Below are 21,131 nucleotides of genomic sequence, written 5' to 3' on the forward strand. Positions count from 1 at the left end.
TGTCCGGCCGTTCGCCGTGTCCCTTGCTTTCTTACGTTGTGGAGTCCCCCGCCATGCAGGCAGAACCGAAGAAGTCGCTGGTCGGGGAGGAGTACGAGGTCGAGATCGGCCCCGTCGCCCACGGAGGCCACTGCATCGCCCGCACGGACGAGGGCCAGGTCCTGTTCGTCCGGCACGCGCTGCCCGGCGAGAAGGTCGTGGCCCGCGTCACGGACGGGGAGGAAGGCGCCCGCTTCCTGCGCGCCGACGCGGTCACCGTCATCGAGGCGTCCAAGGACCGCGTCGAGGCGCCCTGCCCGTACGCAGGCCCCGGCCGCTGCGGCGGCTGCGACTGGCAGCACGCCAAGCCGGGCGCGCAGCGCCGCCTCAAGGGCGAGGTCATCGCAGAGCAGCTCCAGCGCCTCGCGGGCCTCACGCCCGAGGAGGCCGGCTGGGACGGCACGGTCATGCCGGCCGAGGGCGACAAGCTCCCGGCGGGCGAGGTCCCGCAGTGGCGCACGCGCGTGCAGTACGCGGTCGACCCCGACACCGGGAAGGCGGGCCTGCGCCGCCACCGCTCGCACGAGGTCGAGCCGATCGAGCACTGCATGATCGCGGCGCCGGGCGTCTCCGAGCTCGGCATCGAGAAGCGTGACTGGACGGGCATGGAGTCCATCGAGGCGATCGCGGCGACGGGCTCCCAGGACCGCCAGGTCATCCTGACCCCGCGCCCCGGCGCGCGCCTGCCCCTGGTCGAACTCGACAAGCCCGTCTCCATGCTGCGCGTCGACGAGAAGGACGGCGGCATCCACCGGGTCCACGGCCGCGGGTTCGTACGCGAGCGCGCCGACGGCCGCACGCACCGCGTCGGCAGCGGCGGCTTCTGGCAGGTGCATCCGCAGGCGGCGGACACGCTGGTCAAGGCGGTCATGCAGGGCCTGCTGCCCCGCAAGGGCGAGATGGCGCTCGACCTGTACTGCGGCGTCGGCCTCTTCGCCGGCGCGATCGCGGACCGCATCGGCGACCAGGGCGCGGTGCTCGGCATCGAGTCGGGCAAGCGCGCGGTCGAGGACGCCCGCCACAACCTGGCCGCGTTCGACCGCGTCCGCATCGAACAGGGCAAGGTCGAGTCGGTCCTCCCGCGCACGGGCATCACCGAGGTGGACCTGATCGTCCTGGACCCGCCGCGCGCGGGGGCGGGCAAGAAGACGGTGGAACACCTCGCATCGCTGGGCGCGCGCCGCATCGCGTACGTGGCCTGCGACCCGGCGGCGCTGGCGCGGGACTTGGCGTACTTCCGCGACAGCGGCTACAAGGTGCGGATGCTGCGGGCGTTCGACCTGTTCCCGATGACGCATCATGTGGAGTGCGTGGCGATTCTTGAGCCCGCAGCAAAGGGTGTTTGACCTGCTGTTTTTCTGATATGCCGATCGCGAGGGTCGCCGCCACCACGGCGGCGACCCCGGACCATCAACGATGTCTTCCTGGAGGCGCGGGAGAAGCCGCACCGTAGGCCGTCATCGATGCGCGCTTTCGTTTGTGGCAGGTCCCATCAGGTGCGAGTCCAGCGTTGGTTGCTGCCGTTCGAGCAGGAGTAGAGCTGGATCAGGGTGCCGTTGGCGGTTCCGCCTGCGGCGGCGTCGAGGCACAGGCCGGACTGGACGCCGGCGATGGAGCCGTCGGAGTTGAGGCGCCATTTCTGGTTGTCGCCGCCCCAGCAGCTGTAGATCTGGACCTTGGCGCCGCTACCGGTGCCCGCGGCGTCCAGGCACTTGTTGCCATAGACCTTCAACTCACCGGCGGAGGTGTACGTCCACTGCTGGTTGGTGCCGCCCGAGCAGTCCCACAGCTGGACCTGGGTGCCGTCGGTGGTGCTGGAATTGGGTACGTCCAGGCAGCGGCCCGACCCGACGCCCTTGATCTGTCCGCCGTCCGAAGGGGGCGTGGTGGAGCCGCCGTTGAGCGCGTTGAGGACGGCCGTGTAGGCGGGCTTCTTGCTGCCGTCGCCGTTGAACAGAAGCGGCGTGTCCCCCGAGCGCCAGGAGTCGGTGTCGCGCACACCCCAGACGGTGATGCCGAGGCAGCGCGCGACGGCCAGGCAGTCGTTCGTCACGTTGGCGTAGGTCGAGGACGGAGCGCCCTGGATGTCGAGTTCGGTGATGGCCACGTCGACGCCGAGGGCGGCGAAGTTCTGCAGGGTGGTGCGGAAGTTGCTGTTGTAGGGGCTGCCGCTGTTGAAGTGCGACTGGAAGCCGACGCAGTCGATCGGCACACCGCGCTGCTTGAAGTCCTTGACCATGGCGTACATGGCCTGAGTCTTGGCCCAGGTCCAGTTCTCGACGTTGTAGTCGTTGTAGCAGAGCTTGGCGGCCGGGTCGGCGGCGCGCGCGGTGCGGAAGGCGACCTCGATCCAGTCGTTGCCGGTGCGCTGCAGATTGGAGTCGCGCCGGGCCCCCGAACTGCCGTCCGCGAAGGCCTCGTTCACGACGTCCCACTGGGCGATCTTGCCCTTGTAGTGGCCCATCACTCCGTTGATGTGGTCGATCATCGCCTGGCGCAGTGTGCTGCCACTGAGGCTCTGCATCCAGCCGGGCTGCTGGGAGTGCCAGGCCAGGGTGTGGCCGCGCACCTTCTTGCCGTTCTGCACCGCCCAGTTGTAGACGCGGTCACCAGCGGTGAAGTTGAACTGGCCGCGCTGCGGTTCGGTGGCGTCGATCTTCATCTCGTTCTCGGGCGTCACCATGTTGAACTCGCGGCCCGCGATCGACGTGTACGCCGAGTCGCCGAGCTTGCCCGAGGCGATGGCGGTGCCGAAGTAGCGGCCGCTCTGCGCCGCCGCGGCGCCGAGCGTGCTCTCGGCGGCGTGTGCGGCCGGCGCAACCAGTGCGCCGGTCGCACCGAGGACGCCGACGACCAGCGCCAACAGCGGGCCGCGGATCTTCCGGCGGACAACGGATCTGGGAAGGGCATACGAGCCCATGACTGTGCCTCCAAGGTAGAAATCACGGAAGGACTGAAGCGCCCGGGTTTGCGTCGTCAACTCCCCTGCGGCAGACGGACGGACGGGACGGGCCGGAGCCCGGGCGGCACGGAATCACCGGACGCCGCGGACAGGGGACGGACGATCTTCGAGACAGGCACGGGGGCACTCCATCGCGGCTCAGCCGGGGGACCGCCATGCGGCGTCACCTACCTCTCCCACTGCGTGAAGAGCCAGGGATGCGTTGGTGCGAGCCTCACCGGAACGAAACGGGGTGGTGCAGGTGCGGTGCTTTGGTGCGCGGATCTGTAGGGCAGTCGTGCGTGGATCTGCCGTGCAGCACGGATTGCCGAAGGCCGATGTGGTTCGAAATATCGAACTGCGACTGGTTGCTCAGACGGGAATGATTGAGGTATTGACGATGCATCGTCAATACACTGTTGCATAAAAGTTTCTGACACTTGTCCGAAACATTCGGGATCGTGAGTGCCGGACGGTGAACTCCCGGCGACGTCGATGGCCGATGCCGTAGGGCAGGGGCCGAGGCCAGGGCGAGTATGCGAACGCTTCCTCCACTCCGGCGTCAAGTTTGGTCCGGGCTCGGCCATTTGCCGGTGTGGCGTGCGGCGTCTCGCGCATAGGTTCCCGCAATGTTTCGGCCTAGATAACGACACATGCGAGAGGGGTTGACGCCGTTCACCGGTTCCCTATCATTCGGGTTGCTCGACACTTCGACCTTTGTTCGATACGCCGAACGCGGTCGAGTCGCTCCATCGCACAGCAAGGCAACTCCGGGTCGCACCGCCCGAACGCAGAGCCGCAAGGAGTCGTGCCGCATGCGTATGTCATGGCCGCGCCAATCTTTCTCTTTTCGACCGTGCCACCCGGGTGCTCGGCCGTCCACGCCTCCACCCCTGGCACTCATGTCGCCCTAAGGCGCCGGGCGCCACCGGACCTTCAGAAGGTCGCGAAGGACCGGGAAGTCACAAGCGGTCTGCCGTGGTGCTCGCGGGCCGTTGCGCACCGCGCTGCACCGACAGTCCGGACTACCTCTGACGAGGCCGACCGGAACCGCCCACTCAAGGTTGAGGAAGTCCCCATGCACAGAAGAATTTTCAGCCGCAGACGTCTGTCCGCGGTGCTCGCCGCCGCGGTTGCGACCCTGACCTTGTTGGCGGCGATGTTCGTCGCCAATCCGGCTCAGGCGGCCACCAGCGGCGCCCTGCGCGGTGTCGGTTCGAACCGGTGCCTCGATGTGCCGAACGCCAGCCAGGACAACGGCACGTACCTGCAGATTTACGACTGCTGGGGTGGGTCCAATCAGCAGTGGACGCTGACGGACGACCATCAGTTGACCGTGTACGGCAACAAGTGCCTGGACGTCCCCGGCCACGCGACCGCGGCCGGTACCCGGGTGCAGATCTGGTCCTGTTCCGGCGGTGCGAACCAGCAGTGGCGGGTGAACTCCGACGGCGCGGTCGTAGGCGTGGAGTCCGGGCTGTGCCTGGAGGTCACGGGCTCCGGTACGGCCAACGGTACGGCGGTGCAGATCGGGACGTGTAACGGTGGCAGCAGCCAGAAGTGGACCGGCCTGTCCGGGACGACCCCGCCTGGCGGCTCGTGTTCCCTTCCGTCCACGTACCGGTGGTCGTCGACGGGCGCGCTGGCGCAGCCGGCGAACGGGTGGGCCGCGGTGAAGGACTTCACGAACGTGGTGTACAACGGCAAGCACCTGGTCTACGCGTCGAACGTGTCGGGATCGTCGTACGGCTCGATGATGTTCAGTCCCTTCACGAACTGGTCGGACATGGCGTCGGCCGGCCAGACCGGGATGAGCCAGTCCGCGGTGGCGCCCACGCTGTTCTACTTCGCACCCAAGAACATCTGGGTGCTGGCGTACCAGTGGGGTCCGTGGCCCTTCATCTACCGCACGTCGAGCGACCCCACCAACCCCAACGGCTGGTCCGCGCCGCAGCCGCTGTTCACCGGGAGCATCTCCGGCTCCAGCACCGGCCCGATCGACCAGACCCTGATCGCCGACGGCCAGAACATGTACCTGTTCTTCGCCGGTGACAACGGCAAGATCTACCGGGCGAGCATGCCGATCGGGAACTTCCCGGGCAGCTTCGGCTCGTCGTACACGACGGTCATGAGCGACACGACGAACAACCTGTTCGAGGCGCCGCAGGTCTACAAGGTCCAGGGCCAGAACCAGTACCTCATGATCGTCGAGGCCCAGGGTGTGAACGGGCGCTACTTCCGCTCGTTCACGGCCTCCAGCCTGAGCGGTTCGTGGACCCCGCAGGCCGCCAGCGAGAGCAACCCCTTCGCGGGCAAGGCCAACAGCGGTGCCAGCTGGACCAACGACATCAGCCACGGTGACCTGGTACGCAACAACCCCGACCAGACCATGACCATCGACCCCTGCAACCTGCAGTTCCTCTACCAGGGCAAGTCCCCCACCGCGGGCGGCCCCTACGACCAACTGCCCTGGCGGCCGGGCGTCCTCACCCTGCAGCACTGACCCGCCCGATCCACGGTGACCGTGATGTGGTGCGGTCTGCCAGCGTGTGGGCGAGCGGTTCACGGCGTGGGCCGTTCCACCTGCTGACCGACGCTCACCGTCTCGAGGAACCCCAGCCGTGCGGCGGCCGGGGTTCCTCTCATCTCCGGTGCAGTTGTCGCGGTACAGCCCGTCTTCGAAGAGGTCGAGACTGAGGTTCGCACTCGGCGCCCGTGAGGTTCACACCCGTAGTCGCCGGTAGTCGTCGTCTGCTTGAGCAGTTTGGTTGCGACCGGACTTCTGGTCCTGACGGAAAGCTGGGTGGTTCCCGTCAGATCTTGATCACGGTGACCCGTGTCCCGCAGAGGGTGGTGAGGTCCTCCGGGTCGGAGGTGAGCACAGTGGTGGGGCCGGGGGCGGCGAGTGCGGTCGCGGCGAGTATGGCGTCGATGGCGTATTTGTGGCCGTGGAGCCCGGCGTCGGCGAGGAGTGTGGCGGCGTGCCGGGCGAGCGGGTCGGTGACCGGTTCCACGACCAGCCGGGAGAGGGTCCACTCCAGGGCGGGGCGGTTGATCCGGGGGTGGATGACCTCGACCAGGGTGGCCGCGGAGGTGATGACCCGGAGATCATCGGCGAGGGCGAGGGCGAGCCAGGCAGTGACCGTGCGGTCGCGCAGGACGGCTTTCGCCAGCCCTTCGCTGTCCAGGACGAGGGTGCCGCCCGGGACCGCGGGGGAGGTGCGGGTCACGCGGCGTCCGCCCGGTCCGATCCCTGCTGCCGCCGGGCCTGGTGGAGCTCGTCGCGCAGGGCCTGGATCTCCTCGTCGGTGACGGGCCCGTGTTCCGCTTCCGCGACTGCGATGAGCTCGTTGAGATTGTCGCGCTCGACCTGACGGGCGACCGCTGCGGCGACGTAGGCGGAGAGGCCGGAGGGTCCGCTGCGGTCGCGGGCGGCCTCGGCGATGTCCCGCGGCATGGTGATGGAGTACTTGCCGGTGGCTTCACTCATGCTACCTATCCTACCGCTGGTGCTCCTCCTGGTTCCGGTGCCGTTCGGGCTGCGCTATCAGGCAACTCTCTATGCCTGACGCTCATGACGCACGTTTGGTCGCACCGTTCCGGGATGCACGATTCCGCGGCACCGACAACGGGGCTCCGCCCGCGTGCGGCTCAGCCGTGGCGGCGAGGCCGCCTACCTGGCCAGACCCGTGTCATCCGCCCAGCCATAGGCGGTACGCGGCGGATCGGGTACGGCGCCCACCGCCGCCAGGTCCCGGTCGGCGGCGTGCATCAGCTGACCGGCCAGGTCGCGCATCGCGCGGCTCGCCGCGATCTCGTCCCCTATCGCGGGGATTTCCACGTCCTGGGGATTGCAGCGCGCCTTGCCTCGTCCGACCATCTGCGTCTTCCCGTTGCCGAGCACTGCCCGGGCTCTGGTGATGCCGTCCTCCTCGGTCAGGTAGACGCCGACCTTCCACTCTTCGGCGTGTGTCATGACGTGCCTCCTCAGGCTCCGGTCCCTCTGATTCCAGTAGTTTCCAGAATCCCTCCGTGCGGGCCCATTCGGCGATTTCAGCCTGTTCCGGTGTGGATATACCCATTTCTCGCGGGTAGGGGTCGTGCATGCCCATGCTCGTCGGAACCTCGGGGTGGCAGTACGAGGACTGGCGCGGCGCTCTCTACCCGACCGGCCTGCCGCAGCGGCTGTGGCTGGAGGAGTATGCCCGGCGATTCGCGACCGTCGAGAACAACAACGCCTTCTACCGGCTTCCGACGAAGGAGATCTTCGGGTCTTGGCGGGAACGGACGCCTGAGGGGTTCGTGATGGCGGTCAAGGCCAGCCGCTATCTGACCCATATGAAGCGGCTGCACGACCCCGAGGAGCCGGTGCACCGGCTACTGGACCGTGCCGAGGGTCTTGGTGACCGGCTGGGACCCGTACTGCTGCAATTGCCGCCCCATCTCCGGGAGGACGTCGGGGCGCTGGACGCGTGCCTGAGCTGCTTTCCAAGCACGGTCCGGGTGGCCGTTGAACTGCGGCACACCTCGTGGTGGGACGCGGGGCGGGAGCTTCGGGCGGTACTTGAGCGGCACGGCAGCGCGCTGTGCTGGGCGGACCGGGGATCACGGCCGGTGACGCCGCTGTGGCGTACCGCGTCCTGGGGATACGTGCGCTTCCACGGCGGCATCGCCCAGCCGCCGCCCCGCTATGGCCGGCAGGCGTTGAAGTCCTGGGCCGGACGCATCGCCGACGCCTGGCCGGACCGGGACGACGTGTACGTGTACTTCAACAACGACCTGGGTGGTGCTGCCGTCATCGACGCTACGAAGTTCGCCCTGGCCGCGGACACGCTGGGCCGGACGGTGAGCCGGACGCCGTCGTCCCTTACGGGCTTATGCCGACCGGGCGCCGTTTTGGACGGGCGACCCGTCGACGCCGAGGGTGAGGATGCCGTCCGGGTCGTACGCGATGCGCGAGCCGAAGCCGCGGCTGATCCGGCCCAGGAGTTCCTGAAGCCACTGGCAGTCCTTCGCCGACGCCCTCCGAAGCCGCATCCGCCGGGCCTGGAAGGGTGTGATGCGCAGTTGGCGGAGTCTGCCGGTGCAGGGCTCCAGCGAGGGGGAGTAGAGCAGCCGCAGGTCGTCGCGGTAGTTCTCGTAGCCGGAGATGCCCTCGTAGTCGTTGACCAGGTCGCCGCAGCCGTAGGCGATGAGTTTTCCCCGGTACAGCTCGAACGGCCGGGGATGGTGCGAGGAATGCCCGTGGACGACATCCGCGCCTCCGTCGACGAGTGCGTGTGCGAAGCGGACCTGGTCGCGGGGGACGGTGTAGCCCCAGTTGGAACCCCAATGGATCGAGGCGACGACGATGTCACCCGGTCGCTTGACCTGCCGGATCCGGGTGACCACCGCAGCCGCTGCGGCGTCCGACGCCTCGGCCACGTAGTCGATCCCACTTCGGTCCGCCGTGGCGGCCCAGCTCGGCGGGATGCCGCTGGACGGCATGCCGAAGGAGTGGACCAGGATCCGACGGCCGCCCTTGACGGGGACGATCGCCGGCCGACGGGCCGCGTCCGCATCGTGTCCCGCCCCCGCTGAGGCGAACCCTGCGCCCGCCAGCGCGTCGAGGGTCTCCGCGAGCCCGCGGCGGCCGAAGTCGAGGATGTGGTTGTTCGCCAGGACGCAGACGTCGGGGCGGGCGGCGGTGAGGCAGGGCAGATTGGCGGGATGCATGCGGTAGTGGACGGCCTTGCCGGGTGCGAAGTCGTCGCTCCGCGTGACGCTGGTCTCCAGATTGAGCACCACGATGTCGGAAGCGGCCCGGTCGAGGAGCCGCAGCGTCTCACCCCAGGGCCAGGAGAAATCGACCGGGCGGGGAATCGGCCCGTTCGCGGCCTCCGCCAGCTCGACGTAGGAGCGGGCGTCCCGGACGTACGTCTCCGCCAGCGCCGGATCACCGGGGTGCGGAAGTATCTGGTCGACGCCCCGCCCGAGCATCACGTCGCCGGCGAGGCACAGCGTGATCAGATCACCCTGCATCCCTCCAGACTAGAACCCTGCCACAGGGATGTCACGGGAGCCGCAACGCCGCCGCGCTCAGCCGGCCGACGTGCGCACGACACCCGCGTACCTGGCCGGGGGGCGGCAGACGGCCACCCTCCGTGTGATCCACCGGGGCGAGATCGAGGCCCCCGCGCGCCTGGCCGGAAAGCCTGGGATCGTGGCACAGAGAGGGCCCATGACTCGACCCCTGACAGGCAGCGGTGGTGAGCGCTGTGGCGGAGATTCACGAGCATGCTCCAGGACCGGGCGGTCCGGCTGTTGCGTCCCTGGATCCTCTCGGGGACTCGTTTCTCCGTACGCGGATCGCCCTGCCGGCGCGGCCCGCCGCCTACCTGCGGCGGCAGCGGCTCGACCGGCACCTCGACAAGGCTCTTGGGACGCGGTTGACGCTGGTCAACGGCGCGGCCGGCGCGGGCAAGACCCTGCTGGCCGCCGACTGGGCCGCTGGCCTGCCGCAGCCGGTCGCCTGGCTCACCGCCGAGGACGAGGACCGGCAGCCCGGTGTGTTCTGGGCGTACGTGCTCGAGGCTCTGCGCGCGTGCGGTGCGCCGGTCTCCGGCGCGGTCGGGGTCCCGATGGAGGCGGCCCGCGTGGACCGCAAGCTGCTGGCGGCGCTCGCCGCCGATCTGGACGCACGTCGGCAGCCCGTGATCCTCGTGGTCGACGAGTTCGACCGCGTGACCAACCCGGAGGTCGGCGAGCAGCTGGAATTCGTCCTGCACCACGCCGGGGAGGGCTTGCGCCTGGTCCTCGTCACCCGCACCGAACCCCTGCTGCCGTTGCACCGTTACCGGGCGGCCGGCGAGCTGACGGAGCTGCGCGGCGCCGAGCTGGCCTTCACCCCCGAGGAGGCCGTCCCGCTGCTGGAACTGCACGGTCTGCGCCTGTCGGTCGACGCCGCGCGCGCCCTGGTGGACCGCACCCGGGGCTGGGCCGCCGGCCTGTGCCTGTGCGCCCTGGCCGCGCGGGAGAGCGCGACCCCGGAGCTCTATCTGAAGGAGTTCGAGGCGGACCGCAGTACGGTCGCGGACTTCCTGCTGGCCGAGGTGCTCAAGCGGCAGCCGGAGGAGACACAGGATCTCCTGCTGCGGGTCAGCGTCCTGCAGCGTTTCAGCCCTGATCTGGCGAACGCGCTGACGGGGCGGACCGACGCGGAGGCCCTGCTCGCCGAGCTGCACCGCGCGAACGCGTTCGTCGAGGACCTCGGGCACTCGCTGTACCGGCTCCACCCGCTGTTCGGGGAGATACTCCGGGCCCATCTGCGGGTCCGCCTGCCGGGCCTCGAGCCCGAGCTCCACCGGCGTGCCGCGCAGTGGCTGCGCCGTTCCGGATCCCTCCTGGAGACACTCACTCACGGCGCCGCCTCGGGCGACTGGGGTCTCACCGCCGGCGCCCTCGTCGACGACGTGGCGATCGGACAGCTCTTCACCGGTCTGCGCTCGGGCGACCTCGACCAGTTGTTCTCCGGTATGGCCCCTGAGGCCACCGGTCCCGCGACGGATCTCGTCCGGGCGGCCCGCGAGCTGTCCCGGTGCGACGTCGAGCGTGGTCTCTCCCACCTGCACCGTGCCGAGGAGCGGCTTGCCGTCGACCCGTCCGACGGAGCGGCCGCGCAGCTGAGCTGTGCGCTGCTCGAGGCGCTGGCCGCCCGGCTGACCGGTTCTCCCGAGCAGGCCGAGGACGCCGCGGAGGCGGCCGGCCGACTCCGGGGGGCGGTCCCGGAGCACCTGCTCGACAGGCATCCCGAGTTCACCGCGCTCCTTCTGACCCATCTTGGCTCCACGCGCCTGTGGGCCGGGCGTTTCGAGGACGCGCGTGCTGCCCTGACCACTGTGGCAGGCACTCATGGCGGAGCGTCCACCGTGCTGCCCCGTGAGGAGTCGCTGGGGCACCTCGCACTGATCGACTACCTGAACGGCTGGAACGGCAGGGCGGAACGCAAGGCTCTCGCCGGTGCCTCCGAGGCGGAGGGGTTCTGTCTGCCCCGGACTCGCGCCGCCGGTACCGGTACCGGCATCGGGTTGCTGGTGCGGGCCGCCGTGGCCGTCGACCGCGACGAGCTGGGCCGTGCGCAGACCCTCCTCGACGAGACGGCCCGGCTCCCCTGCGCGACGCACGATCCGGTGATCGCCGCGGGACGGGCCATGACCAGGGCGCGTCTCCTGCTGGTCCAGGGCAACGCCGCAGCCGCCGTCGAGGCGGCGGACCCAGGCGTCCGTGTCGCTGTGGCCTCACCCTGGGCGGCGGGCCATCAGGCGCTGGTCGCCTCCGCCGCGCATGTCGCCGAAGGACGGCCGGAGAGGGCGGCCGAGGTGCTCCAGGGTGTGTCCGGCGATCAGCCGGCGTGTGCGGTGGAAGCCGCGCGGATACTGCTCGCAGCGGGCCGTCCGGAAGCGGCGGTCAGCCTGCTCGACAGTATCGACACCGGGGGCCGGACCGGGCCGGGCGTGACCGTTCGGGCAGCGCTGGTCAGGGCTCAGGCCGCGCAGGGGGCGGGAGACGACGCCACGGCCCGCCGGCTCGTTGCGCAGGCACTGCTCGGCGCCCGGCGCGAGCGGCTTCGCAGACCGTTCCTCGATGCCCGGCCGTGGATCCGGCCTCTGCTGTCGACCGCGCCGCTCCGGGAGCTGGCCGCGGAGTGGCTGACGCCTGCTCCGTCGCGCCGAGGTGAACCGGCCACGACCGACGCGCGGCCCCCTCAGCTCGTTGCCGGGGAGCTGAGCGGACGCGAGCGGGACGTGCTGGAGCGACTGGCCCTGATGATGTCGACCGAGGAGATCGCCGCCGACCTCTACGTGTCGGTGAACACGGTGAAGACCCACCTCAAGAGTGTCTACCGAAAGCTGGGGGTGAACCGACGCAACGAGGCGGTGCGCCGCGCGCGCGAACTCGGGCTCGTGTGAACGGGCGTCATCGGCCGGAACGGGAACCGGGTCGTCGTGCGCCGGGCGCGGCAGGTCACCTGTACCGGGTGAGGCCCGGCCGGGCGTCGGGGCGGAGGCTTGCAGGAGGGGGTGCCGCCTACCTGCCCCACACCGCCGGCGGGAGAAAGCCCATGCGCTGCGAGTTCCGCGTCGAGGGACACATGTCGGAAACGCTGACCAAAGCCTTTCCGGAACTGAGCCACGTGATGATGTCCGGCCAGACGATCCTGTTCGGTCCCGTCGTGGACGACGCGCATCTGTACGGTCTGCTGGCCCGACTCCAGTCGCTGGGACAGCGGGTCCTGGAGATGCGGCAGCTGCCGGAGGATCCGGCCGGCTGATCCGCCGGATGCGGAGAACTCGAGGAAAGCCGGATGGGGAGAACTTGAGGACGGCCGGATGCGGAGAACTTGAGGAAGGCGGTCTCCCGCCCTGCCACATCGCCACGGCGGTGCTCACGGATCACCCGCCGTGGGTGACCCGGCGGCCTGCGGCGCGCGGGAGGCTGGGGTTGTCGGGTCCCCGCGTACGGCCCCTTCGGCGTCCGGGAACGGCCCGCTCGATCGCGCGAGGAGGAGCCATGACCATGCCGCGTGGTCCGGCGCCGCACACCGGACCGGAACCCCCCGCCGACGGGGCCGCCCCCCGCCCGGCCGACGATGCCGCGGACGTACTGGCGCGACTCGGCCGTTCATGGACCTGGATCATGGGCTCGGCGGTCGTGACGCTGGTGCCGGGCGTCCTGATCCTGGTCTGGCCGAAGGAGACACTGCATGTCCTCGCGGTCCTCATCGGCCTGTACCTGCTGGCCACGGGGGTGTTCCGGTTCGTCGCCGTCTTCGCGCGGGACGAGCACGGCGAACGGCTGTCGGGGCTGCTCCTGGCCGTGCTGTTCCTCCTGGCCGGGGTGCTGTGCCTGCGGAACCCGCTGCAGACCATCACCGCGCTCTCCCTGATCGTCGGCGTCGTCTGGCTCGTGTCCGGCGTCCTCACCCTCTACACCGCCATCGCCTCCAAGGGCCTCCCGCACCGCGGCGTGCTCTTGGGTGTCGCGGTGCTCGGCATCGTCGCGGGGATCGTGGTGCTGGCCCTGCCTGCCCAGTCGGCACACGCCCTGACCCGGCTGCTCGGACTGTGGCTCGTCCTGCTCGGTCTGGCCGAGGCGGCGGTCGCCCTCGCCTGGCGGGCCGCGCTTCGAAAGGCCGGCGTCACGGACCCGCCCGGCCCCTCGACGACGACCTGACATCAGGCCCCCGCCGCACGCACGTCCTGACGCAGGAGCGCGTCCAGCCGTACGCACGTCCTGTCGTTGTCGCAGGAGCGCGTCCATCGGCGGATGCCGGGCCGTCCGCAGGCTCACCCGCGTCGGGTGAGGCCACGCGGCCCCGGCCGTGAGCACGCTGAATACGGCTCGCGAACGCGGCCGGTGAGCGCTCGGGACGGAGAAGAGACATGAACGCGCAGATGGTTCTGGCGTACGACTATCCCCTGCTGAGCGTCTTCTGGAGCATGCTCTGGTTCTTCCTGTGGATCATGTGGTTCGTTCTGTTGTTCCGCATCATCGGGGACATCTTCCGTGACGACGACATGGGCGGCTGGGCGAAAGCCGGCTGGCTGGTGTTCACCGTCCTCCTGCCCTTCCTGGGCGTCTTCGTCTACATGATCGCCCGCGGCAAGAACATGGGCCGCCGGGAGATCGCGCAGGCCCGGGAGCAGCAGAAGGCCTTCGACAGCTACATCAAGAAGACCGCGGGCGGTACGGACCGGCCCAGCGCCGTGGACGAGCTCTCCAGGCTGTCCGAGATCCGCGCTCGCGGCGACATCACGGACGAGGAGTTCGACAGGGCGAAGGAGCTGGTCCTGAGCGGCCACGGTCCGGCCGAACGCCCGGGTACCGACACGACCACCGGCTCAGGAAGCTGAGCATGTGCCGGGCGACGCGAAACGAGGAACCAACATGACCACGACCCACACACAACAGGCGGACACGACGAAGCAGGCGTGGGCAGGCGGGTTGACGCTCTTCGCGGGCATCATGCTCACGATCACCGGTCTGCTCGGCATCTGCCGGGGAATCATGGGGATCGCGAAGGACGACATCTTCGTCACCACGCGCAACTACATCTTCAAGTTCGACCTGACGGGCTGGGGCTGGGTCCATCTCGTTCTGGGCGTACTCGCCGTGATCGTCAGCTACGGGCTGATCCAGAAGGCGGTGTGGGCACGCGTCGCAGGTGTGGTCATCGCCGGACTCGTCATCATCGCCAACTTCCTCTCCCTGCCGTACTACCCGGTCTGGTCCGTCGTGCTGATCGCGATCTCGGGCTTCGTCATCTGGGCGCTGTGCGTGGTCCGGAGCGACGAATCCCCCGACCGGTAGGAGCGAACACCTCACGACGTGTGGTCGACCTGCCGAGGCAGGCTTCGTGATCGGGAGGCAGCAGAGCGGTGGGCCGCAACGCTTCTCACACCCGCGGGTCGGTGAGTGTGTGGCAGGCGTAACCACTCGTGATCACTCGGGTTGACCTCGGGGTAACGGGCATTTCGTACGGTCGGGTGGTCTCATCCGACCGTACGAAAGAGGGCGCCCGGTGGCAGCTCAGGACCCCCGGGGCCGTGCCGAGCAGGTACGGACCGTGTGCTCGTACTGCGGTGTCGGCTGCGGGATGGTTCTCGACATCGCCACCGGGTCCGACGGGCGCCGGAAGGTGCTCAAGGCCTCGGGCGACAAGGCGCATCCCGCCAACTTCGGGCGGCTGTGCACCAAGGGTGCGACCACGGCCGACATGCTGGCCGCCCCGGGGCGGCTGACCTCGGCACTGGTGCGGGCGCAGCGCGGGGCCGCGCCGGTGCCCGTCGCCGTGGACGAGGCGATCACGTCCACGGCGCGGCGGCTGCGGGCCATCGTCGACGCACACGGTCCTGACGCGGTCGCCTTCTACGTGTCGGGGCAGATGAGCCTGGAGGCGCAGTACCTCGCCAACAAGCTCGCCAAGGGCTTCGTGCGCACCAACCGGATCGAGTCCAACTCCCGTCTGTGCATGGCCAGTGCGGGCAGCGGCTACAAGCTGTCCCTCGGCGCCGACGGGCCGCCCGGTTCGTACCAGGACTTCGAGCGCGCCGATGTCTTCTTCGTCATCGGGTCCAACATGGCCGACTGCCACCCGATCCTCTTCCTGCGGCTGATGGAGCGCGTCAAGGCGGGCGCGAAGCTGATCGTCGTGGATCCCCGGCGCAGCGCCACCGCGGAGAAGGCTGATCTGTTCCTGCAGATCCGGCCGGGAACGGATCTCGCCCTGCTCAACGGGCTGTTGCATCTGCTCCACAAGAACGAGGACCTGGACACCGGCTTCATCGCGGACCGTACCGAGGGCTGGGAGGCGATGCCGGAATTCCTCGCCGACTATCCGCCCGCCACGGTCGCGGAGACCACCGGCATCCCGGAGGAGGACATCCGGAAGGCCGCGCAGTGGATCGGCGCGGCGGGGGAGTGGATGAGCTGCTGGACCATGGGGCTCAACCAGTCCACGCACGGCACGTGGAACACCAACGCCCTGATCAATCTGCACCTGGCCACCGGGGCGATATGCCGCCCCGGCAGCGGTCCGTTCTCGCTCACCGGCCAGCCCAACGCCATGGGCGGACGCGAGATGGGCTACATGGGACCTGGCCTGCCCGGTCAGCGATCGGTCCTGGTGGACGAGGACCGGGCCTTCGCCGAGGATCTGTGGGGACTGGAACACGGCGCCGTGCGCGCGGACGGCTCCGGACAGGGAACCGTCGACATGTTCCGGCGGATGGCGGACGGGGAGATCAAGGCCTGCTGGATCATCTGCACCAACCCCGTCGCCTCGGTCGCCCACCGCAAGACCGTGATCGAGGGTCTCGAATCGGCCGAACTCGTCATCACCCAGGACGTGTTCGCCGACACCGAGACCAACGCCTACGCCGATGTCGTGCTGCCCGGTGCGCTGTGGAGCGAGACCGAAGGCGTGCTGATCAACAGCGAACGCAACCTCACCCTCGCCCGCCCTGCCGTCGACCCGCCCGGTGAGGCCATGGCCGACTGGCGCCTCATCGCGCGCATCGCCTGCGAGATGGGATACGAGAAGGCGTTCTCGTACGACAGTGCCGAGGACGTCTTCGAGGAGATCAAGGGCGCCTGGAACCCGAAGACGGGGTACGACCTGCGGGGCGTGACGTACGAGCGACTGCGCGCCACGCCCGTCCAGTGGCCGGCCGCGGACGCCGAGGGTCCGGACCGCAACCCGATCCGGTACGTGAGCGAGGACGGCGCCGGTCCGGTGTTCCCGACGGCGAGCGGCCGGGCCGTGTTCTTCGGCCGCCCGCACATTCCCGCGGCGGAAATGCCCGAGGCCGGGCCGTGTTCTTCGGCCGCCCGCACATTCCCGCGGCGGAAATGCCCGACGACGACTACCCGTTCGTCCTCAACACCGGGCGCCTCCAGCACCAGTGGCACACCCTCACCAAGACCGGCAAGGTCAGCAAGCTGAACAAGCTCAACCCGGCTCCCTTCGTCGAGCTGCATCCCGAGGACGCCGACCGCCTGGGTATCGCCGAGGGCGATTCCGTGGAAGTCGCCTCCCGGCGCGGCCGGGCCGTGCTGCCCGCCGTGGTGACGGACCGGGTGCGGCCGGGGTGCTGCTTCGCGCCCTTCCACTGGAACGACCTCTACGGTGAGTACCTGAGCATCAACGCGGTGACCAGTGACGCCGTCGACCCGATCTCGTACCAGCCCGAGTTCAAGGTGTGCGCGGTGACGCTGGCCAAGGTCAGCACGCCGGTCACGGTCGGTCCCGGGCCGTCCCCGCTCCCTGCCGTGGAGCCGGAGCTCGTCGCAACCTCTGCCCCTGTGCCCGGCGCCGCGGCCGCGTTCGGGCTGCCGAGCGCGCCGCCGCCCGTGCTGGCCGAGCACGAACGCCAGTACCTGGTCGGCTTCCTGGCGGGGCTGGAGTCGGGCGCGCCGGGAGTTCCTGTCCTGCCGCCCGGCGCGCCCTTCACCGAGGAGCACGCCCGCTGGGTGAACGGCGTACTCGCCGGCATGTACTCGCGTGCCCCGCAGCCGGACGCGGAGCCCCCGGCGCGGGTGCGGAGCGGCAGTCGTGAGGTGGTCGTGCTGTGGGCCTCGCAGACCGGAAACGCCGAGGAGTTCGCGGCGGTCACCGCCGACCGGCTCACCGCGGCCGGGCACAGCACGGCCCTGATGAGCATGGACGCCACCGACCCCGGAACCCTCCCGGCCACCGCTGATCTACTGCTGATCAGCAGCACCTTCGGTGACGGAGACGCTCCCGACAACGGCGCCGGATTCTGGGAGGCCCTCACCGCACCCGACAGCTCGGGGCTTGAGGGCCGGCGCTATGCCGTACTCGCCTTCGGGGACTCCTCGTACGACGACTTCTGCGGCCATGGGCGGCGCCTCGACCAGCGCCTGGACGAGCTGGGAGCCGTGCGCCTCGCGCCGCGCACCGACTGCGAACCGGACTACGGGCCCTCCGCCCACGCCTGGCTCGACCAGATCGCCACCCACCTGAGCACCGCCCCGGCACCGGCCCGCGACCTGGCGCCGGCGCCGGCCCGGGCACCATCCCGGATATCCGCCCCGGCCACGACGCCGGTCCGCAGTGCCAAGCCCGCACCCGCCGTCGCCCGGCTGGCCCGCAATCGGCTTCTCAGCCTGCCGGGCGCCGGAAAGGAGGTCCGGCGGTTCACCTTCGACAGCCGGAACAGCGAGGCACCGCTCGTGTACGAAGCCGGCGACGCGCTCGGTGTGCATCCCGTCAACTGCCCTGATCTGGTGGCCGAATGGCTGGCCGCCACCGGACTCGACCCCGACGCCGCCGTGCAGGTCCCGGGCGTGGGCGGCGTCCCCCTCGGCGAGGCCCTGCACCAGCACCTCGACATCACCCGGCTCACTCCCGCCCTGCTCGCCTTCATCACCGAGCGCACCGGCGACCGCGACCTGAAGAAACTGCTGCGCCCCGACAACAAGGGCGAACTCGCCCAGTGGTCCTGGGGCCGCCAGGCGGTCGATGTCGTCTCCGAGTACGCGGTCCACGCCGACGCCCAGGACTGGGCCGGCGTCCTCAAGCGGCTGCAACCCCGCCTGTACTCCATATCGTCGAGCCCTCTGCTGGACCCCCGTCAGGTGTCGCTGACGGTCTCCGTCGTCCGCTACGAGAATGTCCGCGGCCGCCCCCGCAAGGGCGTCTGCTCGACCTTCCTCGCCGATGCCGCTCCCGACGCTGCGGTGCCGGTCTTCGTTCAGCGCTCACCGAACTTCCGGCCCCCGACGGACCCCACGGCCCCGATGGTCATGGTCGGCCCCGGCACCGGCGTCGCCCCGTTCATGGGATTCCTCGACGAGCGCCGGGCCCGCGGACACGGCGGCCCGAACTGGCTCTTCTTCGGTGAACAGCACCGCGCCACCGACTTCTACTACGAGGACGAGCTGTCCGCCTTCCTCGCGGACGGCACCCTCACCCGGCTCGACACGGCCTTCTCCCGCGACCAGCGTGCCAAGATCTACGTCCAGGACCGCATGCGCGAACACGGAGCCCAGCTGTGGTCCTGGCTCCAGGACGGCGCGCACTTCTACGTCTGCGGCGATGCCTCCCGCATGGCCAAGGACGTCGACAGCGCACTGCGCGACATCGCCGTCGCCCATGGCGGCCTCGACCTCGACGCGGCCGCCCTGTACGTCAAGCAGCTCGCCGCCGACAAGCGCTACGTCCGCGACGTCTACTGACGGAGCTGGAGTTGAGCCGCTTGCGCGGATTGAACATGAAGGGCAGCCTCACGGTCCGCTGACGTCGGCGCACCCCGCACGCCCTCGTCACCGGGAGCCCCAGCCACGTCCTGCGAACCGATGAGGATCGAGACCGCCCTCAGGCGGGCCGCCTCCGGACACTGAGCGATATCTGTTCCGGCGAGTGCAGAAATTGAGGGCGGGGGGCTGAAGTTTTCCGGGCGGCGGGGCTGGGGAATTTGGAGTTCTGCGGGATTTCGGGGTGGCATGCTACTGTTGCATTTAGTTGCAGTTGTGGTTCCCAAAAACTTCGAGTGCCTCCGCCGGGATATTCGTTCCGGCGGGAGCGCTTCTGTGTTTCCGGTGTCCTTTCCGGGCGGGGCGATGATCGCGGCGACAGGAGTTCGCACAGTGCGGGCTCCGGGCACTGCCCCGAAGGAGATATGACATGGCTGCTGGCACCGTGAAGTGGTTCAACGCGGAAAAGGGTTTCGGCTTCATCGAGCAGGACGGTGGCGGCCCCGACGTCTTCGCCCACTACTCGAACATCGCCGCCCAGGGCTTCCGTGAGCTGCAGGAAGGTCAGAAGGTGAACTTCGACATCGGTCAGGGCCAGAAGGGCCCGACGGCCGAGAACATCGTTCCCGCCTGACGTCGTCGCTGACGCGTAGACCGTAGCTGGGGCCCGCACCTTGGGGTGCGGGCCCCAGCTCGTTGCTTTTCCAGGTGCCGTTCATGTTTTTGGCATCCAATTATTCGGCTCGTTCCTGCGATTCCCTGCGCTGTTCGAATGTCGCGGGAATTCCCTGACGCGTGCCGTGCATTTTCGTGCCGCGTCGAGGAAGGTTTTGCCGATCATGAAACGTACGTATGGGACAGGTCGAGGGAGTCGAGCCGGGCGAACGAGCGGGAGTGTGGTTTCCGGGGAGTTCGCGTTGCCGAAGACTGTTCGGCCGGGCCTCCCCGCAGTCGCTTCCTTCGGGGAACTCGCCCTGCCGGACGAGCTCCTGCGGATGCTCACCAGCCTCGGCATGAACGAGCCGTTCCCCATCCAGGCCGCGACCCTGCCCAACTCCCTCGCCGGGCGTGACGTGCTCGGCCGCGGCCGTACCGGGTCCGGCAAGACCCTCGCGTTCGGGCTCGCCCTCCTCGCCCGTACCGCCGGGCGGCGCGCCGAGCCCCGCAGTCCGCTCGCCCTGGTCCTCGTCCCCACCCGTGAACTCGCCCAGCAGGTCACCGAGGCACTCACCCCGTACGCGCGGTCGCTGAAGCTGCGCCTGGCCACCGTCGTCGGGGGCATGTCCATCGGACGTCAGGCCGGGGCGCTGCGCGGCGGCGTCGAGATCGTCGTCGCCACCCCAGGGCGGCTCAAGGACCTCATCGACCGAGGCGACTGCCGGCTCGACGAGGTGGCCGTCACCGTGCTCGACGAGGCCGACCAGATGGCCGACATGGGCTTCATGCCCCAGGTCACGGCCCTGCTCGATCACGTGCGGCCGGAGGGCCAGCGCATGCTGTTCTCCGCCACGCTCGACCGCAACGTCGACCTCCTCGTGCGCCGCTACCTGCACGACCCCGTGGTCCACTCCGTCGACCCGTCGGCCGGCGCGGTGACCACGATGGAACACCACGTCCTGCACGTGCACCCCGTCGACAAGCACGCGGCCACCACGGAGATCGCCGCGCGCGACGGCCGGGTCATCATGTTTCTCGACACCAAGTACGCGGTGGACCGGCTGACCCGGGACCTGCTCGGCGTCGGTGTGCGCGCCGCCGCCCTGCACGGCGGCAAGTCCCAGCCGCAGCGCACCCGCACCCTGGCCCAGTTCAAGAGCGGCCACGTCACCGTCCTGGTCGCGACCAACGTCGCCGCCCGCGGCATCCACGTCGACAGCCTCGACCTCGTCGTCAACGTCGACCCGCCCGCCGACCACAAGGACTACCTGCACCGCGGCGGCCGTACGGCCCGTGCCGGGGAGTCCGGCAGCGTCGTCACCCTCGTCCTGCCCAACCAGCGCCGCGACATGAGCCGGCTGATGCGCGACGCCGGGATCACCCCGCAGATCGCCCAAGTCCGGGCGGGTGAAGCCGAGTTGAGCCGCATCACCGGGGCGCGGGCGCCGTCCGGTGTGCCGGTCGTCATTACCGCGCCGGTGATGGAACGCCCTCGGCGCAGCGGGGCGAGCACCCGTGGCCGCCGCAGCCGTTCCGCCGAGGCCCGGCGCGCCGCCGATCCGAGGCGCGCCGCCGACCAGCCGCGCACGGGGCAGGACGTGGGAACCTTCCGGCAGTCCGCGCCCCCGGTCGCCGTGGCGTCCTGACCTGATACGCCACGGCCCCTGGCCCCGCCCCATCCCGCCATCCCGTAGGAGGCACTTTGACACTGGTAGAGACACATCCGCGCAAGACGGCC

14 protein-coding genes and 2 pseudogenes are annotated in these 21,131 nt (G+C 69.7%); 11 read left to right on the forward strand and 5 right to left on the reverse strand.

Translation table 11 applies throughout. The features are described from left to right. Window positions 1-53: 53 nt before the first annotated feature. The gene (locus tag ACY0PA_RS30905; RefSeq protein WP_473080779.1) at window positions 54-1,385 is read left to right on the forward strand and encodes a class I SAM-dependent RNA methyltransferase; all 1,332 of its coding nucleotides are present in this window, start codon (window positions 54-56) and stop codon (window positions 1,383-1,385) included. 146 nt (window positions 1,386-1,531) lie between these two features. On the opposite strand, the gene ACY0PA_RS30910 is transcribed toward ACY0PA_RS30905, so the two are convergent. Further along, the gene (locus ACY0PA_RS30910) at window positions 1,532-2,959 is read right to left on the reverse strand and encodes an endo-1,4-beta-xylanase (RefSeq protein WP_473080780.1); all 1,428 of its coding nucleotides are present in this window, start codon (window positions 2,957-2,959) and stop codon (window positions 1,532-1,534) included. Window positions 2,960-4,058: 1,099 nt separating this feature from the next. Here ACY0PA_RS30910 and ACY0PA_RS30915 point away from each other — a divergent pair. Next, window positions 4,059-5,483 carry a non-reducing end alpha-L-arabinofuranosidase family hydrolase gene (locus tag ACY0PA_RS30915; RefSeq protein ID WP_473080781.1) on the forward strand — a complete coding sequence of 475 codons (1,425 nt, stop codon included), beginning with the start codon at window positions 4,059-4,061 and terminating at the stop codon, window positions 5,481-5,483. A gap of 310 nt (window positions 5,484-5,793) precedes the next feature. Here ACY0PA_RS30915 and ACY0PA_RS30920 read toward each other — a convergent pair whose 3' ends face one another. The 3 genes from ACY0PA_RS30920 to ACY0PA_RS30930 all read right to left on the reverse strand — a co-directional run bounded on the left by ACY0PA_RS30920 (window position 5,794) and on the right by ACY0PA_RS30930 (window position 6,956). Beyond that, window positions 5,794-6,210 carry a PIN domain-containing protein gene (locus ACY0PA_RS30920; protein ID WP_473080782.1) on the reverse strand — a complete coding sequence of 139 codons (417 nt, stop codon included), beginning with the start codon at window positions 6,208-6,210 and terminating at the stop codon, window positions 5,794-5,796. Then, window positions 6,207-6,470, reverse strand: a complete 264-nt coding sequence (locus tag ACY0PA_RS30925) for a CopG family transcriptional regulator (protein WP_473080783.1) — start codon at window positions 6,468-6,470, stop codon at window positions 6,207-6,209. Before ACY0PA_RS30925 ends, ACY0PA_RS30920 begins: the two co-directional genes overlap by 4 nt. Window positions 6,471-6,653: 183 nt before the next feature. Then, complete coding sequence (locus tag ACY0PA_RS30930) at window positions 6,654-6,956, reverse strand: DUF1876 domain-containing protein (protein ID WP_473080784.1); 303 nt, start codon at window positions 6,954-6,956, stop codon at window positions 6,654-6,656. 128 nt (window positions 6,957-7,084) lie between these two features. Between ACY0PA_RS30930 and ACY0PA_RS30935 the strand changes: the two are divergent. Then, window positions 7,085-7,843: pseudogene (locus ACY0PA_RS30935) on the forward strand (DUF72 domain-containing protein); the annotation flags it as partial. Window positions 7,844-7,855: 12 nt separating this feature from the next. Here ACY0PA_RS30935 and ACY0PA_RS30940 read toward each other — a convergent pair. Next, complete coding sequence (locus ACY0PA_RS30940) at window positions 7,856-9,001, reverse strand: CapA family protein (protein ID WP_473080785.1); 1,146 nt, start codon at window positions 8,999-9,001, stop codon at window positions 7,856-7,858. Between the two features lie 236 nt (window positions 9,002-9,237). On the opposite strand from ACY0PA_RS30940, the gene ACY0PA_RS30945 reads away from it, so the two are divergent. From ACY0PA_RS30945 to ACY0PA_RS30980, 8 genes and pseudogenes are all read left to right on the forward strand, one after another. Next, window positions 9,238-11,928: a winged helix-turn-helix domain-containing protein gene (locus ACY0PA_RS30945; protein ID WP_473080786.1), complete on the forward strand. Its 2,691-nt coding sequence runs from the start codon at window positions 9,238-9,240 to the stop codon at window positions 11,926-11,928. Between the two features lie 152 nt (window positions 11,929-12,080). Then, window positions 12,081-12,290: a hypothetical protein gene (locus tag ACY0PA_RS30950; protein WP_473080787.1), complete on the forward strand. Its 210-nt coding sequence runs from the start codon at window positions 12,081-12,083 to the stop codon at window positions 12,288-12,290. 239 nt (window positions 12,291-12,529) lie between these two features. Continuing rightward, window positions 12,530-13,192 (forward strand): HdeD family acid-resistance protein, encoded by a 663-nt coding sequence (locus ACY0PA_RS30955; RefSeq protein WP_473080788.1) that lies wholly within the window; start codon window positions 12,530-12,532, stop codon window positions 13,190-13,192. A gap of 209 nt (window positions 13,193-13,401) precedes the next feature. Then, window positions 13,402-13,872, forward strand: a complete 471-nt coding sequence (locus tag ACY0PA_RS30960; RefSeq protein ID WP_473080789.1) for an SHOCT domain-containing protein — start codon at window positions 13,402-13,404, stop codon at window positions 13,870-13,872. A gap of 34 nt (window positions 13,873-13,906) precedes the next feature. Then, window positions 13,907-14,329 (forward strand): DUF7144 family membrane protein, encoded by a 423-nt coding sequence (locus ACY0PA_RS30965; RefSeq protein WP_473080790.1) that lies wholly within the window; start codon window positions 13,907-13,909, stop codon window positions 14,327-14,329. A gap of 286 nt (window positions 14,330-14,615) precedes the next feature. Further along, window positions 14,616-18,718, forward strand: a pseudogene (locus ACY0PA_RS30970) (molybdopterin-dependent oxidoreductase). A gap of 448 nt (window positions 18,719-19,166) precedes the next feature. Beyond that, entirely contained in the window at window positions 19,167-19,370 is a 204-nt protein-coding gene (locus ACY0PA_RS30975; RefSeq protein ID WP_266558953.1) for a cold-shock protein, read from the forward strand. Window positions 19,371-19,575: 205 nt separating this feature from the next. Next, window positions 19,576-21,039, forward strand: a complete 1,464-nt coding sequence (locus tag ACY0PA_RS30980; protein ID WP_473080791.1) for a DEAD/DEAH box helicase — start codon at window positions 19,576-19,578, stop codon at window positions 21,037-21,039. The last annotated feature ends 92 nt before the right edge of the window (window positions 21,040-21,131 follow it).

The sequence above is a fragment of the Streptomyces sp. DS1-CR2 genome (assembly GCF_055760475.1).